The sequence below is a fragment of the uncultured Barnesiella sp. genome, assembly GCF_946496565.1.
GTDB classification, from domain to species: domain Bacteria; phylum Bacteroidota; class Bacteroidia; order Bacteroidales; family Barnesiellaceae; genus Barnesiella; species Barnesiella merdigallinarum.
Genome location: NZ_CAMMHD010000001.1, coordinates 12,701 through 38,452 on the forward strand (window position 1 = coordinate 12,701; position 25,752 = coordinate 38,452).

Annotated in this window: 20 protein-coding genes, 1 tRNA gene and 1 pseudogene; 10 read left to right on the top strand and 12 right to left on the bottom strand. The window is 55.5% G+C overall.

What is annotated here, in order from left to right; translation table 11 throughout:
* Positions 1-27: 27 nt before the first annotated feature.
* Positions 28-1,308 carry a hemolysin family protein gene (locus Q1K76_RS00045; protein WP_087408238.1) on the bottom strand — a complete coding sequence of 427 codons (1,281 nt, stop codon included), beginning with the start codon at positions 1,306-1,308 and terminating at the stop codon, positions 28-30.
* A gap of 388 nt (positions 1,309-1,696) precedes the next feature.
* Between Q1K76_RS00045 and Q1K76_RS00050 the strand changes: the two genes are divergently transcribed.
* Both Q1K76_RS00050 and Q1K76_RS00055 read left to right on the top strand, forming a co-directional pair.
* The gene (locus tag Q1K76_RS00050; protein ID WP_025278206.1) at positions 1,697-1,969 is read left to right on the top strand and encodes an HU family DNA-binding protein; all 273 of its coding nucleotides are present in this window, start codon (positions 1,697-1,699) and stop codon (positions 1,967-1,969) included.
* A 350-nt stretch (positions 1,970-2,319) separates the two neighbouring features.
* Positions 2,320-3,894 carry an Rne/Rng family ribonuclease gene (locus Q1K76_RS00055; RefSeq protein ID WP_087408237.1) on the top strand — a complete coding sequence of 525 codons (1,575 nt, stop codon included), beginning with the start codon at positions 2,320-2,322 and terminating at the stop codon, positions 3,892-3,894.
* A 211-nt stretch (positions 3,895-4,105) separates the two neighbouring features.
* Here the strand turns inward: Q1K76_RS00055 and Q1K76_RS00060 are convergent, their stop codons facing one another.
* Positions 4,106-6,574: a bifunctional UDP-N-acetylmuramoyl-tripeptide:D-alanyl-D-alanine ligase/alanine racemase gene (locus tag Q1K76_RS00060; RefSeq protein ID WP_300130124.1), complete on the bottom strand. Its 2,469-nt coding sequence runs from the start codon at positions 6,572-6,574 to the stop codon at positions 4,106-4,108.
* Positions 6,571-7,560, bottom strand: coding sequence for a GSCFA domain-containing protein (locus tag Q1K76_RS00065; protein ID WP_300130126.1), 990 nt, complete (start codon positions 7,558-7,560; stop codon positions 6,571-6,573). Before Q1K76_RS00065 ends, Q1K76_RS00060 begins: the two co-directional genes overlap by 4 nt.
* 215 nt (positions 7,561-7,775) lie before the next feature.
* On the opposite strand from Q1K76_RS00065, the gene Q1K76_RS00070 reads away from it, so the two are divergent.
* From Q1K76_RS00070 to Q1K76_RS00085, 4 genes are all read left to right on the top strand, one after another.
* A complete protein-coding gene (locus Q1K76_RS00070; protein WP_143240913.1) occupies positions 7,776-8,180 on the top strand; it encodes a hypothetical protein in 405 nt (134 codons plus the stop codon).
* Complete coding sequence (locus tag Q1K76_RS00075) at positions 8,177-8,641, top strand: hypothetical protein (RefSeq protein WP_300130129.1); 465 nt, start codon at positions 8,177-8,179, stop codon at positions 8,639-8,641. Before Q1K76_RS00070 ends, Q1K76_RS00075 begins: the two co-directional genes overlap by 4 nt.
* A gap of 5 nt (positions 8,642-8,646) precedes the next feature.
* Complete coding sequence (locus tag Q1K76_RS00080) at positions 8,647-9,144, top strand: hypothetical protein (protein ID WP_258326616.1); 498 nt, start codon at positions 8,647-8,649, stop codon at positions 9,142-9,144.
* Between the two features lie 77 nt (positions 9,145-9,221).
* Complete coding sequence (locus Q1K76_RS00085) at positions 9,222-9,932, top strand: DUF3667 domain-containing protein (RefSeq protein ID WP_300130132.1); 711 nt, start codon at positions 9,222-9,224, stop codon at positions 9,930-9,932.
* 89 nt (positions 9,933-10,021) lie between these two features.
* Here the strand turns inward: Q1K76_RS00085 and Q1K76_RS00090 are convergent, their stop codons facing one another.
* From Q1K76_RS00090 to Q1K76_RS00115, 6 genes are all read right to left on the bottom strand, one after another.
* Entirely contained in the window at positions 10,022-10,585 is a 564-nt protein-coding gene (locus Q1K76_RS00090) for a peptidylprolyl isomerase (protein ID WP_087408230.1), read from the bottom strand.
* Between the two features lie 66 nt (positions 10,586-10,651).
* Positions 10,652-11,350, bottom strand: a complete 699-nt coding sequence (locus tag Q1K76_RS00095; protein WP_087408229.1) for a DUF4919 domain-containing protein — start codon at positions 11,348-11,350, stop codon at positions 10,652-10,654.
* 201 nt (positions 11,351-11,551) lie between these two features.
* Positions 11,552-12,223: a phosphate signaling complex protein PhoU gene (phoU, locus tag Q1K76_RS00100; RefSeq protein WP_162611673.1), complete on the bottom strand. Its 672-nt coding sequence runs from the start codon at positions 12,221-12,223 to the stop codon at positions 11,552-11,554.
* Positions 12,224-12,395: 172 nt separating this feature from the next.
* Positions 12,396-12,956 (bottom strand): FKBP-type peptidyl-prolyl cis-trans isomerase, encoded by a 561-nt coding sequence (locus Q1K76_RS00105; protein WP_087408227.1) that lies wholly within the window; start codon positions 12,954-12,956, stop codon positions 12,396-12,398.
* 22 nt (positions 12,957-12,978) lie between these two features.
* Positions 12,979-13,557: a LemA family protein gene (locus tag Q1K76_RS00110; protein ID WP_087408226.1), complete on the bottom strand. Its 579-nt coding sequence runs from the start codon at positions 13,555-13,557 to the stop codon at positions 12,979-12,981.
* Between the two features lie 18 nt (positions 13,558-13,575).
* Complete coding sequence (locus tag Q1K76_RS00115; RefSeq protein ID WP_087408225.1) at positions 13,576-15,120, bottom strand: glycine--tRNA ligase; 1,545 nt, start codon at positions 15,118-15,120, stop codon at positions 13,576-13,578.
* A 215-nt stretch (positions 15,121-15,335) separates the two neighbouring features.
* Here Q1K76_RS00115 and Q1K76_RS00120 point away from each other — a divergent pair, with 215 nt between their 5' ends.
* The 4 genes from Q1K76_RS00120 (at position 15,336) to Q1K76_RS00135 (ending at position 20,116) form a co-directional block, all read left to right on the top strand.
* Positions 15,336-18,011 carry a DNA gyrase/topoisomerase IV subunit A gene (locus Q1K76_RS00120; RefSeq protein ID WP_300130135.1) on the top strand — a complete coding sequence of 892 codons (2,676 nt, stop codon included), beginning with the start codon at positions 15,336-15,338 and terminating at the stop codon, positions 18,009-18,011.
* Positions 18,012-18,013: 2 nt separating this feature from the next.
* Positions 18,014-18,895 carry a DUF3316 domain-containing protein gene (locus tag Q1K76_RS00125; protein WP_300130137.1) on the top strand — a complete coding sequence of 294 codons (882 nt, stop codon included), beginning with the start codon at positions 18,014-18,016 and terminating at the stop codon, positions 18,893-18,895.
* A gap of 14 nt (positions 18,896-18,909) precedes the next feature.
* Positions 18,910-19,944, top strand: a complete 1,035-nt coding sequence (locus Q1K76_RS00130; RefSeq protein WP_258326609.1) for a S41 family peptidase — start codon at positions 18,910-18,912, stop codon at positions 19,942-19,944.
* Positions 19,945-20,031: 87 nt separating this feature from the next.
* Positions 20,032-20,116: transfer RNA gene (locus Q1K76_RS00135), tRNA-Leu, on the top strand.
* 515 nt (positions 20,117-20,631) lie between these two features.
* Here Q1K76_RS00135 and Q1K76_RS00140 read toward each other — a convergent pair.
* The 3 genes and pseudogenes from Q1K76_RS00140 to Q1K76_RS00150 form a co-directional block, all read right to left on the bottom strand.
* A pseudogene (locus Q1K76_RS00140) lies at positions 20,632-21,948 on the bottom strand (glycoside hydrolase family 125 protein); the annotation flags it as partial.
* A 175-nt stretch (positions 21,949-22,123) separates the two neighbouring features.
* On the bottom strand, positions 22,124-23,074 hold the full coding sequence (locus Q1K76_RS00145) for an endonuclease/exonuclease/phosphatase family protein (protein WP_300130139.1): 951 nt from the start codon (positions 23,072-23,074) through the stop codon (positions 22,124-22,126).
* A gap of 33 nt (positions 23,075-23,107) precedes the next feature.
* Complete coding sequence (locus Q1K76_RS00150; protein ID WP_300130141.1) at positions 23,108-25,393, bottom strand: GH92 family glycosyl hydrolase; 2,286 nt, start codon at positions 25,391-25,393, stop codon at positions 23,108-23,110.
* Between the last annotated feature and the right edge of the window lie 359 nt (positions 25,394-25,752).

Here is a 25,752-nt window from a genome sequence, read left to right on the forward strand (position 1 = left end):
GTTGTGGGTATGGCGATTGTGATTCGGTTACTCTTCGGGCTTGGGCTCTTCGTGTTTGTGTACCAGTACCTTGTCGATGCGTGCCCCGTCCATGTCGACAATCTCGAACGAGAAGCAGAGCCACTCGATTTTTTCGCCCTCGGTGGGGATGTGCTGGAGCAGGTCGAGGATGAGGCCGCTCAGGGTGTTGTAGTTGAACTCCTGGTAGCGGTCGGTCATGTCGTAGTGGTCGAGGAAGTCGTAGAACGAGCACTGTCCGTCGATAAGGCACGAGCCGTCTTCGCGGGTGACGATGTCGGCCGAAGGTCCGGCCGAGGCCGAGCCCACCAGGGCCCCCAGAATGTCGCTGATGGTGACGATACCCTCGATGCTGCCGAACTCGTCGGTCACCAGACCGTAACGGTGGTTCTCGTTGCGCAGCCGTTCCATGGCAGTATATACGCTCATGTTCTCGGGCAAGAAGTAGGGAGTCTCGGCCGCCTCCCTGATGTTGAAGGTGGGGTCGTCGATTTTGGCAAAGAGTTCCTTCAGCGACACGATGCCGATGATGTCGTCGAGGCTGTCCTCACAGAGGGGGTAGACGGCGTGCAGGTCGTGGATGATTTTCGACTTGAGGGTGGCGTTGTCGTCCTGTATGTCGAGGCAGACGAGGTCGCTGCGGTGGGTCATGATCGACGAGATGTTACGGTCGCCCAGGTTGAATACCCGTTCGACAATATCCTGCTCGACCTCCTGCACGCTGCCGTCCTCGGTACCTTCGCGCACGATGGCTTTGATTTCGTCTTCGGTGATAGCCTCCTTCTGCGACGAGAGACCCAGAAACTTGCATACACCTGCCGTACTCTTGGTGAGTACCCATACGAAGGGAGCGGCAATGAGCGAGAGCCACGACATGGGGCGCGATACGATTTTGGCAACCCGCTCGGCTGCAACCATACCGATGCGCTTGGGCACCAGCTCGCCGATGATGAGGGTGAGGTAGGTAACGGCTATGACGATAATCGCTTTGGAGACAACCAGCGCATAGGGGGCCAGCACCGGGCTTTGAGCCAATACGCCGGCCAGGTCTTGGGCCAGAGCATCGCCCGAGTAGAGACCGGTGAGGATACCGATGAGGGTGATGCCTATTTGTACGGTGGAGAGGAATCGGTCGGGGTCTTGCGAGAGTTTCAGGGCCGACTGTGCGGCCTTGCTCCCCTTTTTGGCACTGTTTTCGAGTTTGACTTTTCGGGCCGAAACCAAGGCGATTTCGGACATAGAGAGCACTCCGTTACAAAGAATGAGGAGTACTATGATAAAGATTTCCATGTGAGAATTAAAAAATTACAGGTCGAAGATACAAAATATATATGGGAATGCGGCAGGAATATGAGGGTAGGAATTTATTTTTAATTTTATTTAGTTAAATTGGCTATTTCTGTCTCCCTGTTGATTCTCCGAAGGCAGCTTCGCAGCGGTTGCCGCAACCTCTGATGAGTGAAAAACAGCAGATTCGAAAGAATTAAATGGTAAACGATGAAGCGAAAATGAAAAATAAGTGCGATATTTGCACCACTAAACCGGAGAGGCTCCCTCAAGAAGTGTTTATTTGAGAAAAAAAGAGGCTTTTGCTTTTTTAGATGGGCAAAAAGCTATATATTTGCAGTCCAAAAAATTAAAAACAATATATTAGTACATAATTATAATTTATACAAAAATGACAAAGGCTGACATCGTAAACGAAATTTCTAAAAACACAGGTATCGAAAAAGCTGTGGTTCTTGAAACCGTTGAAAAATTTATGGAAACCGTAAAAGGTTCTTTGGCAAAGGGTGAAAACGTATATCTGAGAGGCTTCGGCAGCTTCATCGTAAAGAAAAGAGCCCAAAAGACAGCTCGCAATATTTCCAAAAATACGACGATTATCATCCCGGCTCACAACATCCCCGCTTTCAAGCCTGCTAAAACATTCATGGGCGAGGTAAAATAAAGCACGACACAAACACAATTAAATACTAATCTTTAAAACATATCGTTATGCCGAGTGGAAAGAAAAGAAAAGGCCACAAGATGGCTACTCACAAACGCAAAAAAAGATTGAGAAAAAACAGACATAAGAAGAAATAATGTCTGTCTGCTCTCAATGAATGACAGCACATAAAGAACAAATTTGATGCGTTTCGTTTCGAGGAGGCATTGGATTTGTTCTTTCTGCTTTATCGGCCCCGTTCGTCGTATGTGCGAAAGGGGCTTGTTGAAATTTTTTGGGCGGAAAGACCGGGCGGTTTGCAAACTGCCGGTACCCCCGCCGAACTAACAGTAATCTATAAATCACAAATTATGACCAGCGAACTTGTAGTAGATGTACAACCCAAAGAGATTTCTATTGCACTGCTCGAGAACAAACGGTTGGTCGAGCTCCAGAAGGAGGCTCGGAACATATCGTTTTCGGTGGGCGACATCTATTTGGGTCGGGTCAAGAAGCTGATGCCGGGACTCAACGCTGCGTTTGTCGATGTAGGTTACGAAAAGGATGCTTTCCTGCACTATCTCGATTTGGGTACTCAATTCAACTCGAGTGCCAAGTTCTTGAAACAGTCGCTTGCCGACCGCAAGCGGGTGTTGTCGCTCCCCAAGTTCAATCTGCTGCCCGATATTGAAAAGGACGGCACGATAAACGATGCCTTGAAGGTGGGCCAGGAGGTTCTGGTACAGATTGCCAAGGAACCTATTTCGTCGAAGGGCCCGCGATTGACGGCCGAAATCTCCTTTGCGGGCCGCTTTCTGGTGCTGATTCCTTTCTCGGACAAGGTTTCGGTATCGCAAAAAATCAAGTCGAACGAGGAGAAGCTGCGCCTGCGCCAGTTGATACAGAGCATCAAGCCCCGCAACTTCGGGGTGATTGTGCGCACGGTGGCCGAGGGCAAACGGGTGGCCGAGTTGAACAACGAGCTCAAGACTCTGGTGAAGTGTTGGGAAGATATGCTGGTGAAGTTGCAGAAGGCGCAACTCCCCTCGCTCGTCTACGAAGAGACCGGGCGTACCGTGGGGCTGCTGCGCGATATTTTCAGCCCTTCGTTCGAGAATATCTATGTGAATGACAAGGAGACCTACAAGCAGATTCACAACTATGTGAGTCTCATCGCTCCCGAACGCAAGGATATTGTCAAACTCTACGAGGGCGAATTACCGATTTTCGACAACTTTGCCATTACGAAACAAATTAAATCTTCGTTAGGAAAGACCGTATCTTTCAAAAGCGGAGCGTATGTAATCATCGAGCATACCGAGGCGTTGCACGTAATCGACGTGAACAGTGGCAACCGCTCCAAAGCCTCCTCCGACCAGGAGAGCAATGCCCTCGATGTAAACATGAACGCTGCCGAAGAAATTGCCCGGCAACTGCGGTTGCGCGATATGGGCGGAATTATCGTGATCGATTATATCGATATGGACGAGGCCGAGAATCGTCAGAAACTGTATGATCGCATGCGCGAACTGATGGCCAACGACCGTGCCCGTCACAATATCTTGCCCTTGAGCAAGTTCGGGTTGATGCAGATTACCCGCCAGCGGGTACGTCCGGCCCTCGATATCATTACCAGCGAAGATTGTCCGACTTGCCACGGCAAAGGCACTATTCCTCCCTCCTTGCTCTTTACCGATTTGTTGGAGTCGAAAATCCATTATTTGGTGTACAAGTTGAAAATCAGAAAATTCACTTTACACGTGCATCCTTTCGTAGCTGCTTACATCAATCAGGGAGTCTTCTCGCTGAAGATGAAATGGCGCTGCAAATATACCTTCCAGATGAAGGTGATACCCAATCAGTCGCTCGCTTATCTCGAATATAAGTTCTTCGATGCCGAGAAAAACGAGATTGACCTGAAAGAAGAGATTGAAATCAAGAAATGAGAGACCCGTTCGGGTCTCCCGGTTGTGAGAGGGCTCGCCTGACGGCGGGCTCTCTTTTTTTTGTGCGGGAGGCAGGGCGGTTGGTTCTCTTGTTTGGGAGGGGCTATCTGTGCCGCGTAGGTGGATTTGGGCGGATATAAAGACAGCCCCGCAGGGGTGCTGCAGGGCCGTCGGGGGAAGGAGGGCCGGGGGAGTAGACGAACGGTCTCGTCTATTCCCGGTAATAAATGCGTTTGACACGGGTCGATACCGAGGTGAGTATCTCGTAGGGGATGGTTCCCAAGGTCTCGGCAATCTCGTCGACGGGCAACTGTTCGCCGAATATCTCTACCCGGTCGCCGGGCTGGCAGTCGATGTCGGTCACGTCGATCATGCACACATCCATGCAGATGTTGCCCACGATGGGGGCCCGTTTGCCGTTCACCACCACGCACCCTTTGCCGTTGCTCAGGTGACGGTCCAGTCCGTCGGCATAGCCGATGGGAATGGCGGCGATGCGTGAGTCGCGGGAGAGCACGCCTTTGCGGCCGTAGCCCACGGTTTCGCCGGCAGGCAGCGACTTGATTTGCAGAATGGTGGTCTTCAGGGTGCTCACGGTCTCCAGTCCGCAGGGCTCTGCAATGGGCGACACGCCGTAGAGGCCGATGCCCAGGCGCACCATGTCCATCTGGTACTCGGGGAACCGCAGGATACCGGCCGTGTTGAGTATGTGGCGCAGTATCTTGTGTTTGGAGTGCTGTTGCAGATAGTCGGCACAGCGGGTGAAGGTGTCGATCTGCTGGTGCGAGAACTCGTCGAAGCGGGGTTCGTCGCTGCCGGCAAAGTGCGAGAATACCGAGCGGGCCAGCACTACGGTCTGGTCGTTGAGAATCTCGACTACGCGGGGCATGTCTTTCTTTTCGAAGCCGAGACGGTGCATGCCCGAGTCTATTTTGATGTGCACGGGATAGCCGGCCAAGCCCAGCTTTTCGCCCTCGGCAATGATGGCTTTCAGCAGTTCGAAGCTGTAAATCTCGGGCTCGAGGTAGTAGCTGAAGAGGGTTCGGAAGCTGCTCATCTCGGGGTTCATCACCAGAATAGGCATGGTGATGCCCGCCTTGCGCAGCTCGGCCCCTTCGTCGGCCACGGCCACGGCCAGGAAGTCGGCCCCGCGGTCTTGCAGGGTCTTGGCCAGTTCGTAGGAGCCGGCCCCGTAGCCGAAGGCTTTGACCATGCAGATAACCTTGGTCTCGGGGCGTAACTTCGATTTGAACAGGTTGTAGTTGTGTACGATGGCGTCGAGGTTCACCTCGAGAATGGTCTCGTGCTGTTTCAGCTCGAGGGTTTCGGAGATGAGTTCGAAGTGGAACTCACGGGCCCCCTTGATCAATATCAGCTCGTTGTGGAAGTCGGCCGGGTCGAGTTGCGCGAGGAAACTCTCGGTCGAGGGGTAGAACTCCTTCTTGAGGTTGAAGAGGTAGGCGTTATCCGAGATGACAGGGCCGATGCCGATGAGCCGCTCGATGCCCTTGTGCAGGACGATGTCGGCCACCTTGCGGTAGAGGCTGGCGGGGGGTAGCCCCGTCTGGTAGATGTCGGAGAGGATGAGGGTGCGGCGCATGCCCTTGGCGGCGGCGCGGCGGTTCTGGAAATCGAGGGCGATGGTGAGCGAGTTGATGTCGGAGTTGTAGCTGTCGTTGATGATGAGACAGTTGTTTATCCCCTCTTTCACCTCCATACGCATGGCCACCGGGGTAAGCCGGGCCATGCGCTCGGCAATGACTTCGGGCGGCCGGTTGAAGTAGAGCATCACGGCCAGGCAGTGTATGGCATTCTCGATCGAGGCTTCCTCGACAAACGGTATCGTGAAGCTGCAATGGTATTGCAGGTAGGTATATTCGATTCGGGTCGAGTCGCTGCCCTTGGTAATCTTCGAGATGTAGAGCGGTTTGTCGCGGTCTTTGCGCGACCAGGCTATTTCGCGGCATCCGAAGCAGAGCTTCTCGACGCACTCGCCGATGAGCTCGTTGTCGCCGTCGTAGATGATGCAGTCGCAGGCTTTCAGCAGGATGAGCTTCTCGAGGCATTTCTGCTGTATGGTCTGGAACCCCTCCTGGTGAGCCTCGCCGATGTTGGTGATGAGACCCAGTGTGGGCTTGATAATCTCCTCGAGGTGTACCATTTCGTCGGGTTGGGAGATACCGGCCTCGAAGATAGCCATCTCGGTCTTGGGACCGATTTGCCATACCGAGAGGGGAACACCGATTTGCGAGTTGTAGCTGCGGGGCGAGCGCACGGTATTGTAGTCGGGCTGGAGCAGTTGGTAGAGCCACTCCTTGACCGTGGTCTTGCCGTTACTGCCCGTGACGCCTATTACCGGTATCTGGAAGCGGCGGCGGTGTGCGGCAGCCAGTTGTTGCAGGGCGTCGAGCGTGTCCTTTACGACGATGAAGTTGGCATCGTCCATCTCCTCTTCGCCGGGAATGGAATGTTCGACTACAAAGTCGCGAACTCCTTTGCGATAGAGGTCCTTGATGTAGCGGTGGCCGTCGTTTCGTTCGGTCACGAGGGCGAAGAAGAGGGTCTCTTCGGGGAAGGTGAGCGACCGGCTGTCGGTGAGCAGGGCGGTGATGATATGATCCCGATAGTCCCGTTTCTGGGCTTTGACGATTGTGGCTATTTCGGTAGTCGTGTAGTTCATATCTGTTTGATTCTTGTTTTTAATTCTTCGATTTCATGGGAGACGTCGATGTAGGGATAGGCTTGATGGAAGCGTATGACCCGGTCGAGCGTCTTTTGCAGGAACGTGCGGTAGCCCTCGGTGTCGCCGGTGAGGGGGCGGTGGGCCAGAGCGGTGTATATCTTGTACCATTGCGTGGCTATCTCGCGGCTCTCGGGGGTGAGGTACGACTCGGTGAGCACCTCGCTGATGTAGGCGATGGCCGAGGCCGAGGGGTGCGTCATGTCGGTGTCGTAGAAGCGGTAGTCGCGCAGGTCGTCCATGAGGATTTCGTAGGAGGGGAAGTAGTCGCAAATGCGGCTCTCGCGTTGCAGCCGGTCGATGGCCAGCAGCAGGGTAGCCTTGCTCAACTGGTTGCCGTGAGCTCCGTCGCTGAGGTGGCGTATGGGACTCACCGTGAAGAGCAGGCGGCATTGGGGCAGGGAGCTCTCGATGTAGCGCACGATGGGGAGCCAGCGGGCCACGATGTCGTCGACCGCGAGGAGTTCGCGCGTGAAGGTCGAGGCCGGTTGCTTGTGGCAGTTGGCCACTACCTGGCCGGTTGTGTTGAGCCGGTAGACGTAGGCGCTGCCCCAGGTAACGACGATGCGGTCGGTTGCCGGCAAACGGTCGTGTGCCGCAGCCAGGCGGCGGTTGATGTGTGCCAGTGCGCTGTCGCGGTCGGGGCTCGAGAAGCGGGAGTGGTGGTCGTAGCTGTGCCACAACCCGCCGGAGAGGAACAGGTCGTCGGCTGTGAAGGGTGCGCCCGAGACCATGCGCTCCCAGTTGCGGACAATAGACTCGGGATTGTACAGTGTGCCGAACGGGTTGATGTCGACATCGAATTTGCGCTGTTGCAACCACGCACCCATATTCTCGACAAAGCACGAACCCAGCAGCAACAGGTGTTGCCTGTGGTCCAGATAGCCGAGGTGTCGCGGCGGGTCGATGACGGTTCTGAAATTCATAACTCTCGCTCGATTTTTAATTTCAAAAATAGTTATTTTCTTACCGATATACACACTGTTTTAACATCTGAAAAAATAAAAAAATATAACATGATGGTAAAATAACCACATTATTCTTGTAAAAATACCAAAATTGAATTATATTTGCACTACCTGTTTTGCCGGGTGCGTGTGAAGCGCCCCCGTTTGTAGCTCTTCCTGCAATATAAGAGAGTATGGAATTATATTACAAGGAAGAACGAGATCGCGATTTGTACCGGGCCTACAATGCCGCCCTCAAGTCGCTGGGAAAAGCCGCCCTGGATACCCCTCGCGAGAAGGTAATCCGCCGGGTGGTCTATTCGGTAGCCCCCCGATTCTACATCAGTTACGAAGAGGCTCGCCGCAATGTGAAGCGCATCTTCAGCGGGCAGTCGCCTCGTTGTGCCTCGGCTGTCCGCATTGCGATGTACAACGACCTGGCCAACCTGCTGGCCAGCTACCTGCGCCGTCGGCCCCGGGCTACGTTCAACGAAGCGCTCTGCGCGGTGTTGGCCGAGAAGCCTGCACCCCGTTTCTATCTGTCGGAGCGGTCGGCCCTGCTTATCATTTACCGCATGCAGAGGGGAGGTGCCTCATGAGGCGCCTGGTCCGTTGCGTGTGCCTGCTGATTTTGCTGGCCGAGGCTTCCGGGTGCAAGAGTGTCCGGCAAAGCACGGTGTCGCAGCAGGCGCAGTGGGTGGGCGAGGTCGAGCGGGAGTTGACGGCCGTGGTCGACTCGGTGAGCCGTTACGAACTGGAGGGGAGCTCCCGGTGGGAGTGGACGCAACTCGACTGTTCGCTCGATACCGTGCGTCCCGACGCAACTGCCCCGCGCCTGCGGGTGACCCGCCTCACCCGCACGGCCTCGGTAGCGGCCCGTCGTGAGAGTGCGGTGGGCGACTCGCTGGCCGTGCGGTCGAAGGGGCAGGTGCAGGGGCGGAGCGAGCAGTCTGCGCATGACACGCGCCAAACCCGCACCCCGGGCCTGTCGCTTCTGGGGCTGGTCGGGGCAATCGTTGTAGTTCTATCGATTATTTACATCATAATAAAAAGGAGATGAGAGAGATGAAAGATGAGAAAAAAGTGTGGGAGACGGTACTGTTTTCGTTTTCCGAAGATGAGATTTTGCGTGAGCTGACAGCCGAGAGTTCGTATGTGGCCAAGAGTCTGGTCGGCACTGCCGAGTTGCAACCGGGGTGGAGTCGCTCGATTGTTGTGACCGAGGACGACCGGCTGTTTCTCGACCGCTGGCTTTCCGATGCCCGCGACGCGATGACGCGTTCCCTGTCGGCCTACCTGTCGGGCGAGTTTGCCTCGACCGACAACCGGGTGGTTTTTGCCATCGTGTTGCCCGAGCATCGGGCGCAGGGGCTCGACGAGTCCATTTGCCACCAGCTCGAGCGGGCCATCGTGCACCATGTGCTGGCGCAATGGTTTGCCACCAAGCTGCCCGACGAGAGTGCCCGCCGGCAGTTGCAGTACGAGGGTGCCCTGTCGGCCGTCAAGAGCGACATCGGGCTGGCCCGCAACCGCCGCCCGCATCGCCCGACGAACTATTTTTGAAACTTCGGGCTTGAGGTTGTTGGCGGGCAGGGAGGGATGATGTATCTTTGTGCACTGATTTTAATCTGGATAGAGCGATGATTTGCAAAAACTGCGGAACCGAGTTCGAAGGAAACTACTGCAACCAGTGCGGGCAGAAGGCCACGGTGGGACGATTGACCTGGAAGAGTGTGTGGGATAACCTGTTGCACGGTATTTTCCATGTCGACAATACTTTTGTCAAGACCACGCGCATGTTGATTGTCCACCCCGACCGGCTGCTGAGCGACTACTTTGAGGGGCGTCGCAAGGGATATATGGCTCCCATCCCGCTGCTGGCGGTGTGGTGTGTGATTCTGCTCTTTTTCGGACACATCAAGGGGTTGCCCGGGAGCATCTCGACCCTCGAGACGTCGGCCATGCACAACTGGATCGTCGAGCATTATACCCTGCTCACCATCGCTACGGTGCCGTTCATGGTGTTGGCTGTGAAGATAGCCTTCCGCAAGGCCGGCTCGGCGAGGTACAACTGGGTAGAGTATCTGCTGGGTTGCTGCTACCTGTCGGTGCTGTACATTCTGCTTTCGCTGGTGTTGATACCGGTCGGGTGGGTGTTGGATGCTTCGTATTATCAGGCCTATCAGTGGGGCAGTATGGTGCTCAGTCTGATTCCTACCTATTGGGCCGCCTATTCGCTCTTCCCCGACAAGTTCTGGATAACCCTGAGGCGCACCCTGTGGGCCGCGGTGCTCTATCTGCTGTTTTTTACGGTAATCGGCGTCGCTCTCATTTACCCGTTTGTGGATTAGGCAGCGAGGCGCGATAGAGATACAACGAGGGGGAGACCGGCCGGTTGGCGGGTTCTCCCCCTCGTGTTAGGGTTGGATGCGGGTGCCGGTTAGTGGCAGCCGTCGCAGCAATCGCCGCAGCCGTCGCCGCAACCTCCGTGGTCGTGACCGCAACCGCAGCCGCAGCTGTGGCGGGGGTGCAGCTCCTCGTCGGTGGCGTCGCGTACCAGTTTCACTACACCTACGTAGTGCAGGTTTTCGCCGGCCAGCGGGTGGTTGAAGTCCATGAGCACCTTGTCGTCCGAGACCTTCAGTACCGAGCCGTTGATGCGGTAGCCTTCGGCAGTCATCATGGGCACGGTGTTGCCCTCGAATACGGTCTGGTCGTCGAACTTGCCGTCGACCATGAAAATCTCTTTGTCGAGCTCGATTACATGCTCTTCGTTACGCTCGCCGAAAGCCTCGTCGCTGGTGAGCACGAAGTCGAACTTGTCGCCCTCTTTCAGGCCGTCGAGCCGTTTGAGCATGGCCGGGAGGATATTTTGGTCCACACCGTAAACGAACTGGTCGGGCATTTCGTCGGTGGCACGCATCATCAAAGTCTCTTCAGGTTCGCCTGCGCCTGCATAGAGGTCGTAGGTGAGAACCACAAATTTACCGGGTTTAATTTCCATAAGGTTTTGTATCGATTAAATGGTTAGATATTTGTCGGTTGGGAATCCAGATAACCACTCGCGGGCCTACCGGTCGTAGAACTTGCGGTTATACTCCTTGAGCAGTTTCTTGACGTTGAAGTAGAAGCCCTCGATTTTGAGGGGGTTGCTCTCGATGGAGATGTAGTCGAAGTAGGGCTCGACAAAGATAAATTCGGTGGCGGTGAATCCCTGCCGGTTGACGATGTTGTACTCGTCGGTAGGGCTTATCACGAACCAGGCCGTTTCGGGAGCCTTGCCGTCGCCGGTCGAGAGGATGGCATTGATAATGCCTTTGAGCCTATATTCCCACAGGTCGGCCTCGCGGTTCTTGCCGTTCTGGCGCAGACCGTAGACGAGGAAGTTGATTTGCCGCAGGTCGAAGGGGACATCGGCCAGTATCTTGCGGGCATACTTGATGAGCGAATCGCACTCCGACTCGGTGTGTACCGTTTGCAGATACATCTGCTCGATGTGGTTGGGTACCTCGATGGTGTGGTAGGGATTGTAATCCTCCTGGCTGGCATATCCCAGGTAGAGGTGGCGAAACTCCTGTAAGGTCATGGTGGTGTCGTTGCTGAAGTATTTTTTCAGCAGGTCGGGGTAGTAGTAGGGCGACCGACTGTCGCGCACGGCCTCTTCGATTTTCTCCATATCGGGGATTTCGTACGGGTGTGTCTCGGCCGCGCTGAGCGGCAGAACGCTCAACCCGAGCAGGTATATGAGTATGGCGTAAAAATGTTTCATCGTTTACGATTTATTAGCTGGTGGGCCGTAGCCCCTTCGCCCGGCCCGGGCGATATATGTTTTGTCTATCAGAGTGAGGCATCGGGCTCATTCTGATAGACAAAGATAACCTTTTCTTTCGACAATAGGTCGATTTTTTACCGTAAAAGATGATAAAACATTTTACAGCCTGTACCACTCCCCGCGTGTGCAGGGGCTGAATCAGCCCTGTTTGCCGGCGTGTTTCAAGATCTTGGCATCGAGGTAGAATACAATCTCCTCGGCGATATTGTTGCAGTGGTCGCCTATGCGCTCGAGCCGGCGGATGATGCTGATGAGGTTGAGGCACTCGATGGCCCGCTCGGGGAACTGTTGCAGATACTCGGCAATGATGGGCACGGCGGCGTGGTTGAGCTCGTCGACCCGGTTGTCTTTGTTGAAGACGGCGATGGCTTCGGACGACTTCTCCTCGATGAGGGCGTTTTCGGCCTGGGTCATCATGGCCTTCACGATGTCGAGCATCTCTTTGATGCCGGTCTTTTCGAAGAGTTCCGACTCGATGTTCACCTCGGGGTAGTCGATGACGAAGCGGGCAATGCCGTCGCAGAAGTCGGCTATGCGTTCCAGGTTGTTGCTGGTCTTCATCATGGCCAGCGTGAAGCGCAGGTCGAGAGCTACGGGGTTGTAGAGGCCGATGATGTCTTCACAGTCGCTGTCGATTTTCAGCTCGAAGGCATTGACTCTCTTCTCGCGATAAGTGACCTCGTGGGCCAGCTCCTTGTCCATGGAGAGCAGGGCTTCGCCGGCACGGTTGAGTTGCGAGTTTACCAAGTCCCACATTTCGAGAACCTCTTTTTTCAGGTCGTCGAGTTCTTTTTCGATGTATATCATGATGGTAGTATATTAGACGTAAGTGTTGATAATCTGTTTAATGGAACAAAGAAAAGCGGTTGTTGTTTCCTCCTCGTTACATCGGTTTTACAAATATATGACAAAACGGAGCAAATAGAAAACGGCTGTCCGGAAAAGAGACAGCCGTTTTTCATATGGCGAAAAAGGGTTGCCTTTACTCGTAGTCGTCGTACACCGGTTTCTCCAACCCCGGGATGGCCACCAGCTTCATGTCGAAGACCAGCGTCGAGTAGGGGAGAATCAGCGACGACATGTATTGCGAACCGTAGCCCAGTGTCTGGGGGATGATTACCCGGCAACTGTCGCCCACCTTCATCTGTTCGAGCGCGATAATCCATCCCTTGATGTTCTGGTTCACGCGGGTGCGGTAGATGCTGTCGGTCTGCTGGTACGACGAGTCGAAGGGAGTGCCGTTGTAGAGCATGCCCTTGTAGATGACGTCGACCGTGCTGGTCTGGTAGGGCGACTGGGCGTCGCGGTTGAGGCTCGTGTCGTTGTAGTATTTCATCAGCACGTAGATGCTGCGGTCCCAACTGGGCACCACCTTGGTGTAGACGGGGTTTCCGGCTTCATCCTTGGCCCCGAGCTGTTCGATGAACCAGGCGTCGTTGTTGTTGCGCCACGTTTCATACTGGGTCCAATAGTCCTCGGTCTCCTTACACGAGATAATTCCCACAAGGAGAGCGAGTAATAGAAAAACAGGTAACTTCTTCATAATGAATATTTAGAGCTATTGATTAAAATTCTACGACAGGTGCCTGGGCTGCACTCTCTTCGGCCTTGAACTGCGGCTTGGGGTCGAACCCGAAGAGCTTGGCGGTGATGAGTGCGGGGAATTTGCGAATCTTCTGGTTGTAGGCGTTCACGGCATCGGTGTAGCGCGACCGCTCGGTGGCGATGCGGTTTTCGGTGCCTTCGAGCTGGGCCTGCAGTTCCAGGAAGTTCTGGTTGGCCTTCAGGTCGGGATAGTTCTCGGTGATGGCCAGCAGTTTACCCAATGCACTGGACAACTCGCCTTGAGCGGCCTGGTATTTTTGCAGGTTCTCTTCGGTGAGGTTGGCCGGGTCGACGGTGACTTGCGTCGCTTTGGCGCGGGCAGCAATCACGGCTTCGAGCGTTTCGCTTTCGTGAGAGGCATATCCCTTGACGGTGTTGACGAGGTTGGGCACCAAGTCGGCACGTCGTTGATACTGGTTCTCTACTTTCGCCCATTGCGCGTTTATGTTTTCGTCGGCTTCGACTATGCTGTTGTAGCTGCACGACGAGAACGAGGCAACGATGACGATGGCAAAAATGGCTCGAATGAAATTTCTCATATTCAACAATTTTATAGTTTATTCTGCTACTTTTTTCAATAACGATTTCATGCTCACCTGTTCGCCGATGAGGCTCTGCAGCTGGTCGATGGCCACACGTTGTTGCTCCATGGTGTCGCGGAAACGTACGGTCACGGTGTTGTCTTCGAGAGTCTGGTGGTCGACGGTGATGCAGAAGGGAGTACCGATGGCATCCTGACGACGGTAGCGCTTACCGATCGAGTCCTTCTCGTCGTACTGGCACTTGAAGTCGAAGCGCAGCGAGTTGATGATTTCGCGGGCCTTGTCGGGCAGACCGTCCTTGCGGACCAGCGGCATCACGGCAGCTTTCACGGGAGCCAGCGGAGCCGGCAGGCGCAGCACTACGCGGCTGTCGCCACCCTCGAGCTGCTCCTCGCAGTAGGCGGCGGCCATTACACTCAGGAACATGCGGTCTACGCCAATCGAGGTCTCGATGACGTAGGGGGTGTACGATTCGCCCAGTTCGGGGTCGAAATATTGAATCTTCTTGCCCGAGAACTTCTCGTGGTTGCTCAGGTCGAAGTTGGTGCGCGAGTGGATACCCTCTACCTCCTTGAACCCGAACGGCATCTCAAACTCGATGTCGGTAGCGGCGTTGGCATAGTGGGCCAGCTTCTCGTGGTCGTGGAAGCGGTATTTCTGGTCGCCCAGGCCCAGAGCCTTGTGCCATTTCAGACGGGTCTGTTTCCATTGCTCGAACCACTTGAGCTCTTCGCCGGGACGTACGAAGAACTGCATCTCCATCTGTTCGAACTCGCGCATGCGGAAGATGAACTGGCGGGCTACGATTTCGTTACGGAAAGCTTTGCCTATCTGGGCAATACCGAAGGGGATGCGCATGCGGCCCGTCTTTTGTACGTTCAGGAAGTTGACGAAGATACCCTGAGCCGTCTCGGGACGCAGGTAGACCTTCATCGAACCGTCGGCTGTCGAGCCCATCTCGGTCGAGAACATCAGGTTGAACTGGCGTACCTCGGTCCAGTTTTTCGTGCCGCTGATGGGGCACACAATATCGTAGTCGAGGATGATTTGACGCAGTTCGTTCAAGTCGACGTCGTTCATCGCCTTGGCATAGCGGGCGTGCAGCTCGTCGCGTTTGGCTTTGTGCTCGAGCACGCGGGGATTGGTCTCTCTGAAGAGTTTTTCGTCGAACGAGTCGCCAAACCGTTTGGCAGCCTTCTCGACCTCTTTCTCGATTTTCTCGTCCATCTTGGCGATGCAATCTTCGATGAGGACGTCGGCGCGATAACGCTTCTTGGAATCCTTGTTGTCAATCAGAGGGTCGTTGAAGGCATCGACGTGACCCGAGGCCTTCCAGATGGTGGGGTGCATGAAGATGGCGGAGTCGATGCCCACGATGTTTTCGTGCAACAGCACCATGCTGTCCCACCAGTATTTCTTTATGTTGTTTTTCAGTTCTACTCCCATTTGACCGTAGTCATACACGGCGGCCAGACCGTCGTATATTTCGCTCGAGGGGAATACGAAACCATACTCTTTACAGTGTGATACCAATTTTTTGAAAACGTCTTCTTGTGCCATTTCTTTGTAGGTTTATTGCTTGCTTTTCGTGTTATCTTTGCATTTTTTGGCTCGATTTATCGCTTAATCGGGCTATTTTAGAGCACAAAGTAAATGATTTTTTTCGATTAAATTTGTATTTTTGCAGGGGAATGTAGCAATACATTTCTTTAAAAAATAAAAAGGGCATGCACTTGAGCATGCGCTTTCCCCGTTTCAAAATCCAAAATTTGCCCATGAGCGACGATATAACCACACCGCAGGAAGAAGATATGCCCCAAGTACCCGCTGGCGAAAACGAAGATTCGACAGCGTCGCACTCGACTTACAAAGTACCTACACCGGACAAGCCCGATACCAAATTCCAACTCTCGGGCATGTTTCAGAACTGGTTCCTCGACTATGCCTCGTACGTCATTCTCGAGCGGGCCATTCCGCACCTGTCCGACGGCTTGAAGCCGGTACAGCGGCGTATCCTCCATGCCATGAAACTGCTCGACGACGGGCGTTTCAACAAGGTGGCCAATATCGTGGGCCATACCATGCAGTTCCACCCCCACGGCGATGCCTCTATCGGCGATGCTCTGGTGCAATTGGGGCAGAAGGATCTGCTTGTCGAGTGCCAGGGAAACTGGGGTAATATCCTCACGGGCGACTCGGCCGCAGCTCCCCGTTACATCGAGGCGCGCCTTTCGAAGTTTGCGCTCGACGTGGTGTTCAATCCCAAGACGACCGAGTGGAAACTCTCGTACGACGGCCGCAAGAAGGAGCCGGTGACACTGCCGGTGAAATTCCCTTTGCTGCTGGCCCAGGGGGCCGAGGGTATTGCCGTAGGTTTGTCGTCGAAGATTCTGCCTCACAACTTCAACGAGATTCTGGAGGCGGCCGTGGCCTATCTGCGGGGCGAGGAGTTCCATCTCTACCCCGATTTTCAGACCGGCGGCTACATCGATGTGACCAAATACAACGACGGCGAGCGGGGTGGCAGCGTGAAGGTGCGCGCCAAAATCGAGAAAATCGACAACCGCACCCTCTCGATTGTCGAGATTCCGTACAGCAAAACCACCTCGTCGCTCATCGATTCGATACTCAAGGCGCAGGAGAAGGGCAAAATCAAAATCCGCAAGGTCGACGACAACACGGCGCAGCACGCCGAGATTCTGGTTCACCTCATTCCCGGCACCTCGTCCGATAAGGCCATCGATGCCCTCTACGCCTTCACCGACTGCGAGGTGAGCATCTCGCCCAACTGCTGCGTCATCAACGACGACAAGCCGCACTTCATGAGCGTGAGCGACCTGCTGCGCATCAGTGTCGAGAATACCAAGGAGCTGTTGCACCAGGAGCTGCTCATCCAGAAGGGCGAGGCGCAGGAGGTGCTGCACTTTGCTTCGCTCGAAAAGATATTTATCGAAAACCGCATATACAAGGACCGCGAGTTCGAAGAGAGCCGCACGATGGACGAGGCTATTGCCCATGTCGACCACCGGCTCGAACCCTTCAAACCCTCGTTTATCCGCGAGGTGACGCGCGACGATATTCTCCGCCTGATGGAGATCAAGATGGCGCGTATCCTCAAATTCAACTCCGACAAGGCCGACGAGCTCATTGCCGCCAAGCGTGAGCAGATAGCCCGCATCGACTACGACATCGAGCATCTGGTCGACTACACCATCAGGTGGTACGACTCGTTGCGCGAGAAGTATGGCAGTCGCTATCCGCGCCTCACTCAGGTGCGCAGCTTCGATACCATCGAGGCGACCAAGGTGGCCGAGGCCAACGAGAAGCTCTACATCAATCGCGAGGAGGGTTTCATAGGTACTTCGCTGAAGAAGGACGAGTTTGTGTGCAACTGCTCCGACATCGACGACATCATCCTCTTCTACCGCGACGGCAAGTACAAGGTGGTGAAGGTGAGCGAAAAGATGTTTGTGGGCAAGAATCTGCTGCATATCGCCGTCTTCAAGAAGAACGACAACCGCACCATCTACAACGTGGTCTACCGCGATGGCAAGGCGGGTCTCCACTACATGAAGCGGTTTGCCGTGACGGGCGTGACGCGCGACAAGGAGTATGACCTCACGCAGGGCAAGCCCGGGTCGCGGGTCGTGTGGTTCTCGGCCAATCCCAACGGCGAGGCCGAGGTGCTGCGGGTTACCTTCGTGCCCAAGCCTCGCATGAAGACCCTCTTTGTCGACCGCGACTTCAGCGAAATCGCCATCAAGGGGCGCCAGTCGATGGGCAATATCCTGACCAAAAACGAGATTCACCGCATCTCGCTCAAGGAGCGGGGCGGTTCTACGCTGGGCGGCCGCAAGGTGTGGTTCGACCGCGACGTGCTGCGCCTCAACTACGACGGCCGGGGCGAATACCTGGGCGAGTTCCACGGCGACGACCAGGTGCTGGTGGTGCTGGACAACGGCGAGTATTGTACCACTACCTCCGACGCCACCAACCACTACGACTCCAATATCCTGCGCATCGAGAAGTTCGAGCCCGACAAGGTGTGGACCGTGGCGCTCTTCGACGCTTCGCAGGGGTATCCCTACCTCAAGCGCTTTGTTTTCGAGCCGAGCAGCCGCAAGCAGAGTTTCCTGGGCGACAATCCCGCCTCGCGTCTGTTGCTGATGACCGATACCGCCTATCCGCGTATCGAGGTGACCTTCGGCGAGGGCGATGCCTTCCGCGAGCCGCTGGTGGTCGAGGCTACCGACTTCATTGCCGTGAAGGGTTTCAAGGCCAAGGGCAAGCGGCTCACCACCTATGCGGTGGCCGAGATTCGCGAACTGGAACCGTTGCGTCGCGAGGAGGATGAGACGGCCGAGGGTGAAACCCCGACCGACGAAACCAACCCCGAAAATCGGGTAGATACCCCGGAGGATAATCCCTCGGGACAAATGTCACTGTTTTGATTATGACAACACGTAAGTCACTTTTGTGTGCTCTGTTGGGGGCCGCGCTTTTATTCCCGGGTTGCCTGCGGGCCGGGGAACCGGTCTCGGAACCGTTGCAGGAAAAGCTGCAAGAGGAAGAGCCGTTGCGCCCCGTAGCGACTGCCGTTACCTTCGAAATCGGGCGGCAGAGCGCGCTCGATACCTATCTGTCGCCTATCCGTTATCGGGGGCTCGACGTGGCGTTGGGTTACGAACGGCTGCGGGCGGCGAGTTTCGCTCCCGAAAAATGGTTTACCCGTCACAATGTGCTGGCCAATTTTGCCACGATGACCAACGAGTCGGGCAGTGGTTCCATGCTCTCGTTCTACCTCGACTATTCGTTTGCCATGTTGCGTCGCTGGCAACTGCTCGACGGCCTGTGGCTGGCCGGTGGCGGTGAGGCGGCCCTCACGCTGGGCGGGCTCTACAACCAGCGCAACTCCAACAATCCGGCTACGGCCAAGGCCGCTATCGGCCTGGGTGCCACGGCTATGGCTTCGTATCACCTGCGGGTGGGGCGGCTGCCGCTCACCTTCCGCTATCAGGTGTCGCTGCCGGTGGTGGGTGCCTACTTCTCGCCGGCCTTCGGTCAATCCTACTACGAGATGTTCTACATAGGCAATACCGGCGGTATTGTCCAGTTCGGGGCGTGGCACAACCGGGTAGACCTGCGCAACTACCTCTCGGTAGACCTTCACCTGGGCAAGATGGCTCTGCGGTTGGGATACCGGCAGTTGATGCGCACGACCCACGTCAACCACATCGACACCCAGGTGCTCAACCACATGTTCGTGTTGGGTATCTCGGGCGAGATATTCCGTTCGGCCCCTCCGGCCCGTCGGGTAGTGTCGCTCTATTATTAAAAGGAAAATAGGTTATGAAACGTAAACACATATCGGTAAAAACAGGATTGCTGCTGTCGATTCTCTCGCTCCTTCTGCTCTCGTCGTGCCACAAGGTCGAGGTTTTCGAAGACGACCCCTACGGCAACTTCGATGCGCTGTGGACCATTCTCGACGAGCGGTACTGTTTCTTCGAATACAAGGATATAGACTGGAGCCAGGTGGGCATGAAATACCGCAAGAAACTGACCGAGCGGATGACCTCGGAAGAGCTCTTCGACGTGTGCGGCGACATGCTCATGGAGTTGAAAGACGGTCATGTGAATCTGGTTTCGGCACACAATACGTCGCGCTATTGGGATTGGCTGAACAACTCGCCCGAGAACTATCAGGAGCGGCTCGTCGACGAGTATTACCTCAACTTCGACTACCGTTATACGAGCGGTATCAAATACAAGATTCTGCCCCAGAACGTGGGGTACATGTACTACGGCAGCTTCTCGAGTGCTATCGGCGAGGGTAACCTCGACCAGATACTGGCCTATCTGGCCACTTCGACGGGACTGATTATCGATGTGCGCAGCAACGGTGGCGGTTCGCTGTCGAATGTCGAGACTCTCGTCTCGCGCTTCATCAATCAGGAGACGCTTGTGGGCTATATCTCGCACAAGACTGGGCCCGGGCATCAGGATTTCTCGGAACTCTATCCCATCAAATACAAACCTTCGAACCGCATCCGGTACCAAAAGCCGGTGGTGATACTGGCCAATCGAGGTACATTCAGTGCGGCCAACAACTTCGTGTCGGTGATGAAGGCGTTGCCCAATGTCGTAGTCATGGGCGATATTACCGGCGGCGGCAGCGGGTTGCCCTTTTCGTCGGAGCTGCCCAACGGCTGGAGCATCCGTTTCTCGGCCTCGCCCATATACGACGTGAATCGCGAGCACACCGAGTTTGGAGTGGCTCCTACCGAAGGCTTCAAGATGGATATGGATCTGGAACAGGCCACCCAGGGGCACGACTCCATTCTCGACCGGGCCATCGCCTATATCGCTACGGGTGGAGCGTGAGGGGCGGTGCACCCTTGCCGCGGGTAAACTTTGTAACCCGATTCATTGTATAATAGGTAAACTTCTTGTATATTTGTGCCGTCGTTTGCGGACGTGGCGTAATTGGTAGCCGCGCTAGACTTAGGATCTAGTGTCTTGCGACGTGTGGGTTCGAGTCCCGTCGTCCGCACCAGAGAGGAAGGGGAGAGTTGAGATACCCCTTGTATGTTATAGGAGGATGACCCTTTAAAGTCTTTGACTTTTGGGTCACCCTCTTTTTTTATGGGGTGTGTAGGTCTATGCGATGAGGTGCATGTGCCGGGATATACCGGTGGGCGACAGGGGGAACTGAATCTTCTTGCAGCATGTGGTATCGGGAACAGAATGATGCGACCGGTGTATCACCCGGTGAGGGCATCTGGCCGCTTCGGGTCAGAGGGGGGTATTTGTGCAGGGATAAATGTCGTTGGGGCAGGTACAAAAAAAAATTGATTGTCTCACGACAACCAATCTTTGTTAACCTTAAATCTAATACCATGAAAAACACAGTGCAAATATAGTGCTTTTATATGTTGTACAACATGTTTTTGGCGAAAAAGTTTCTCTGTTTAACTCTTTTTTAAAGATAAGAGCTCTGTTTTAAAAGAAAGAAAGAGAAATGCTCCCGATTTTGGGGTCGGGAACATTTCTCTTAACATTTTCGTGGAGTTATTGGATGTCGATGCTGTTGAGCAAATCGACCTTGCCTTCGTTCACCAGTTTGAGGATGAGTTCGCCAAACAGTGTATTTTGCCAGGCGAACCAGGGACGGGTGAAGTTGTTGGGGTCGTCTTTGTGGAACGACTCGTGCATGAATCCCGTACCGGCGTCGGTCTTCATCAGCATCTCGATGCAGGCTTTGATTTCCTGGTCGTCCTGGCTGGTAAAGGCCTTCATCATGATACTCATGGGCCATACCATGTCGTAGCCGATGTGGGGGCCGCCGATGCCTTCGCCGGCCTTACCTTTGAAGAAGTAGGGGTTGTCTTCGCTCCAGACGAAGCGGCGGGTGTTCTGGTAGATGGGGTCGTCTGCGTCTACATCGCCCAGGTAAGGCATGGCCAGCAGGCTGGGCACGTTGGCGTCGTCCATGAGCAGCTGGTTGCCGAAACCGTCGACTTCGAAGGCGTAGATTTTACCATATTTCGGGTGGTTGTACACGGCATATTTCTGCAGGGCGGTCTCTACCTCCTGAGCCAGGTCGGTGCACTCCCGGGCCAGCGCTTCGTTGTGGTTGACGGTGCGCAGAATCTCGGCCGACTTCCGCAGCGAGGTGACGGCGAAGAAGTTGGAGGGGATGAGGAACTGGAAGGTGGTGGCGTCGTCCGACGGGCGGAAGGCCGAGCAGATGAGGCCCACGGGTTTCACGGGGTTGCCCAGACCCATGTTGGTCATCGTGTCGAGAGCCCGCTCGGTGCGGCGCATGAACTTATAGGGGCCCACGCCCTCTTTGCGTTGTTGCTCCTTGAAGGTGCGCAGGATGTGGGTGATGGCGTTGATCCACTCGTCGCCGAAGACTGAGGCATCGCCCGTCACCTTCCAGTAGTGGTAGGCGAGGCGGATGGGGTAGCAGAGCGAGTCGATTTCCCATTTGCGCTCGTGCAGTTCGGGTTTCATGTCGGTGAGGTCGCTCATCCATTCGCCGCCGGTGGGGCCCATGTTGAAGGCGTTGGCATAGGGGTCGATGTTGATGCACTTGAACTGGCGGTTGATGACGCCGGCCAGCATCTTCTTCAACTGCGGGTCTTCGTTGGCCAGCTGTACGTAGGGCCATACCTGGGCACCCGAGTCGCGCAGCCACATGGCGTGGATGTCGCCGGTGTATACAAAGGTGTCGTCGTTGCCGTCGAAGTGTACGGTGGTGTCGAGCGTGTTGGGGAAACAGTTCTCGAACATCCAGGCGAGGCGGGCGTTGGTGAGCAGGGCCTTCACCCGTTTGATCTGTTTCTCTACGGCACTTGACACGAACAGACGCTCTTGCGGGCGCTGGCTGGTGTACTGCACGCGGGTGTTGTCCTGACGGGCAACAGCCACGGGAGCGGTGGCTGCCTGGGTGTAGGATACCCCGCAACCGAGGGCTACGCACAAGCAGCTTATTTTTGCGATAGTTTTCATAAAAAGTAGGTTAGTGAAAATAATGATTAGTAAATAGAGATTTCGTTTAATGACGGCCCGGTGTCTCGAGCACCACCATCACGGGGAAGTGGTCGGAGGGGGTGCGGGCCTGATAGGCCTCGATGTCGATCTCCTCGGGGTAGTCCTCGACCTGAGCCTTGCCGCTGTCGTGGCGGATGGTGCGGTAGCTGTCGGTGAGCACACCGTACTTCTGCACCTGGAAATCGGGCGACACGAACACGTGGTCGATTCGGCTGCGGGTGTAACTATTGGGGGCAAAGCCGTTGAAGGTGCCGTTGAGGGCATAGCGCAGCCGAGCCGCCTCGAAGGCGTCGCGCAGGGCACCGCTTTCGGTGAGAGCCCGGTAGGAGCGGTGGGTCTGGTCTACGTTGAAGTCGCCGGTGAGAATGACAGGCAGCCCCTGGCCCAGCGTCCTCATTTTCTGTTGCACGAGGTAGGCGCTCTCGACGCGGGCCTCCTTGCCGATGTGGTCCATGTGCAGGTTGAAGAAGAGGAACTCGAGCGAGCTCTCCTTATCCTTGAAGTGACCCCACGTGCAGATACGGGGCAGGACGGCATCCCAGCCCACACTGGGGGTGTCGGGCGTCTGGGAGAGCCAGAAGTCGCCGTGGTCGAGCAGCTCGAAACGGCTGGTGCGGTAGAAGATGGCGGCATGTTCGCCCCGCTCTCCACCGTCGTCACGGCCCACACCTATGTAGTCGAAGTCCGGCAGGCGGTTCTTCAACGTATCGAGCTGATGCTTGAGCCCCTCTTGCGTGCCGAAGAGGTCGAAGTCGTGGAACCGGATGAGGTCGGCCATGACTACACAGCGCTGGCCCCAGCCGTCGCCCTGAGCTGAGTCGCCGGCGTTGGCATTTCTCAGGTTGTAGGAGGCCACGGTAAACGTGCAGCTCCTTTTGGGCTGGCAGCCGTAAAGGCCCAGCGCCAGAACGAGAACCGACACGATTCCCGTCCACTTGACAATACGGTTTGGCATAATGTGAATATTGGTGTTCAAATATACGACATTTTACTCATTCTCCAAAGAGAAGGAATAGGGGGCATCGGCCGGATTGGTTCCTCGCTTGCGATTGGGCTTCGAGTCCATGACGAACTGTACCCGTCCGCCCTGGCTGAGGGTCTCGTGGGTGAGGTAGTTGTGGTCGTAGCCCTTGCCGTTTACCTTCATGGAGCGGATGTAGGGCGTTTCGGCGCTGTTGTCCGGGGCCTCGATGGTGAGCGTTTTGCCGTTCTCGAGATGGAGGAGAGCCTTCTGGAAGAGGGGCGTGCCCAGTACGTACTGGTCGGTGCCGGGGCAAACCGGATAGAAACCGAGGGCCGAGAAGATGTACCAGGCCGAGGTCTGGCCGTTGTCCTCGTCGCCGCAATAGCCGTCGGGGGTGGCGGCGTAGAGCTTGTGCATGATTTCGCGGATGCGGCTCTGGGCTTTCCACGGTTGGCCCGAGTAGTTATAGAGGTAGACCATGTGCTGGATGGGCTGGTTGCCGTGGGCATACTGGCCCATGTTCATCACCTGCATCTCGCGCATCTCGTGAATCATGTCGCGGCTCTCCATACCCAGGTAGCTGGGCATGACGAATACCGAGTCCATCATGTGGTTGAAGACGGAGGCACCGCCCATCAGGTCGATGAGCCCTTGCGGGTCGTGGAACACGCAGAAGCTCCAGTGCCAGCTGTTCCCCTCGCAGAAGTCGCCGCTCCAGTCGGTTGCCTGGAACTGGGGGTTGAAGTGTCCCTGGTCGTCGCGGCCCACCATGAGCCGTTCCTGCGGGTTGTATACCTGGCGGTAGTTGAGGCTGCGCTGTTTGTAGATGCCGATTTCGCTGTCGGGTTTGCCCAGCCGTTTGCCCAGGGTGTAGATGCACCAGTCGTTGTAGGCATACTCCAGCGTGCGGGCCACGCTTTGCCCCACGCCGATGTTGCTGGGCACATAGCCCAGACGGTTGTAGGCCTCGAAGGCCACACGGCCCGAAGCCGTCCCCTCGAGGTGGGCGTTGGCTCCGTGTTTCAGGGCCTCCCACAGTTTCTCAATATCGTATCCGCGTATGCCCTTGACGTAGGCGTCGGCTACAATCGAGGCCGAGTTGTTGCCAATCATGCAGTCGCGGTGGCCCGGGCTGGCCCATTCGGGCAGGAATCCGCTCTCGCGGTAGGCGTTGACCAACCCTTCCTGCATCTTGTGGTTCATCGAGGGGTACACGAGGTTGAGCAGCGGGAAGAGCGAGCGGAAGGTGTCCCAGAAACCGGTATCGGTAAACATGTAGCCGGGCAATACCTGGCCGTTGTAGGGGCTGTAGTGGACGGCCCGGCCCACGGCGTCGATTTCGTAGAAGGTGCGGGGGAAGAGTACCGAGCGGTAGAGGCAGGAGTAGAAGGTGCGGAGGTCGTCGATGCGGGTGTCGTCGATTTCGATGCGCGACAGCACCTGGTTCCACCGTTTCTTACCCAGCTTGACCATGCGGTCGAAGTTGCCGTCGCCCAGCTCCTTCAGGTTCAGTTCGGCCTGCTCGGGGCTGATGAACGACGAGGCCACCCGGGCGTGCACCTGTTCGCCCTGGCGGGTCGAGAATCCCACGATGGCTCCGGCGTGGTTGCCCCGGGCCTCGTTTTGGTTGGTCTTGATGGCGTTGTCGAGAGCCACGGCCGTGAACTTGAATGGCTTGTCGAAGACGATGACAAAGTAGTTTTTGAAATTCTCGGGAACACCGCCCGAGTTGCGGGTCGAGTAGCCTATGATTTTGTTCTCCTCGGGAATGATTTTCACGGCCGAACCCCGGTCAAAGGCATCGACAACGACGTACGAGTTGGCCTCCTCGGGGAAGGTGAAGCGGAAGAGAGCCGCCCGGTCGGTCACCGTCATCTCGGTAGTTACGTCGTGGTCGGCCAGGTAGACGCTGTAATAGTAGGGTTTGGCCACCTCGGCCTTGTGCGAGAACCAGCTGGCCCGCTGGTTCTGGTCGAAGACCACGCCGCCGGTCACCGGCATGATGGAGAATTGTCCGTAGTCGTTCATCCAGGGGCTGGGCTGGTGAGTCTGTTTGAAGCCCTTTATCTTGTCGGCCGTGTAGGTGTAGGTCCAGCCGTCGCCCATATCGCCGGTTTGGGGGGTCCAGAAGTTCATGCCCCACGGCATGGCAATGGCCGGGTAGGTGTTGCCGGTAGAGAGTTCGTATTTCGATTGGGTACCCACGAGCGGGTTCACATAGTCGACGGGTGAAAACTTGGCAAATAGCGGAAGCCCGCAGAAGATAGCACTGATAAAAAACAATTTACGATAGATCGAATGTCGCTTCATGGCGTGATAATTGAAGTAATATAAAATAAGCGAAAAATGTTGTAATTCTCAACGAGCCCCGGTTGTGGGCAGCCGGTGAGGCGGCCGTCCCCTTGGCAGGCAACCGCAAACGAGTGTTCAAAGATAATGAAAGAGACGAACCGAGGCAAATGAAAACGGTGATTTCTGTTTGTTTCAGTCTTTTCCTTGCACTATCTTTTCATAAGATAGGATTCGGCTCGGCATAGTCAAATGTTGAAAACTTTGTTTTCCATTTGCCTCTGCTCTCGCCTTTTCGTATCTTTGTTACACGAAGACAGGAGTCGGCTCAGGATAAAAAATATTTGAAACAGAGTTTCGATATTTTATTCTCCGCTCGC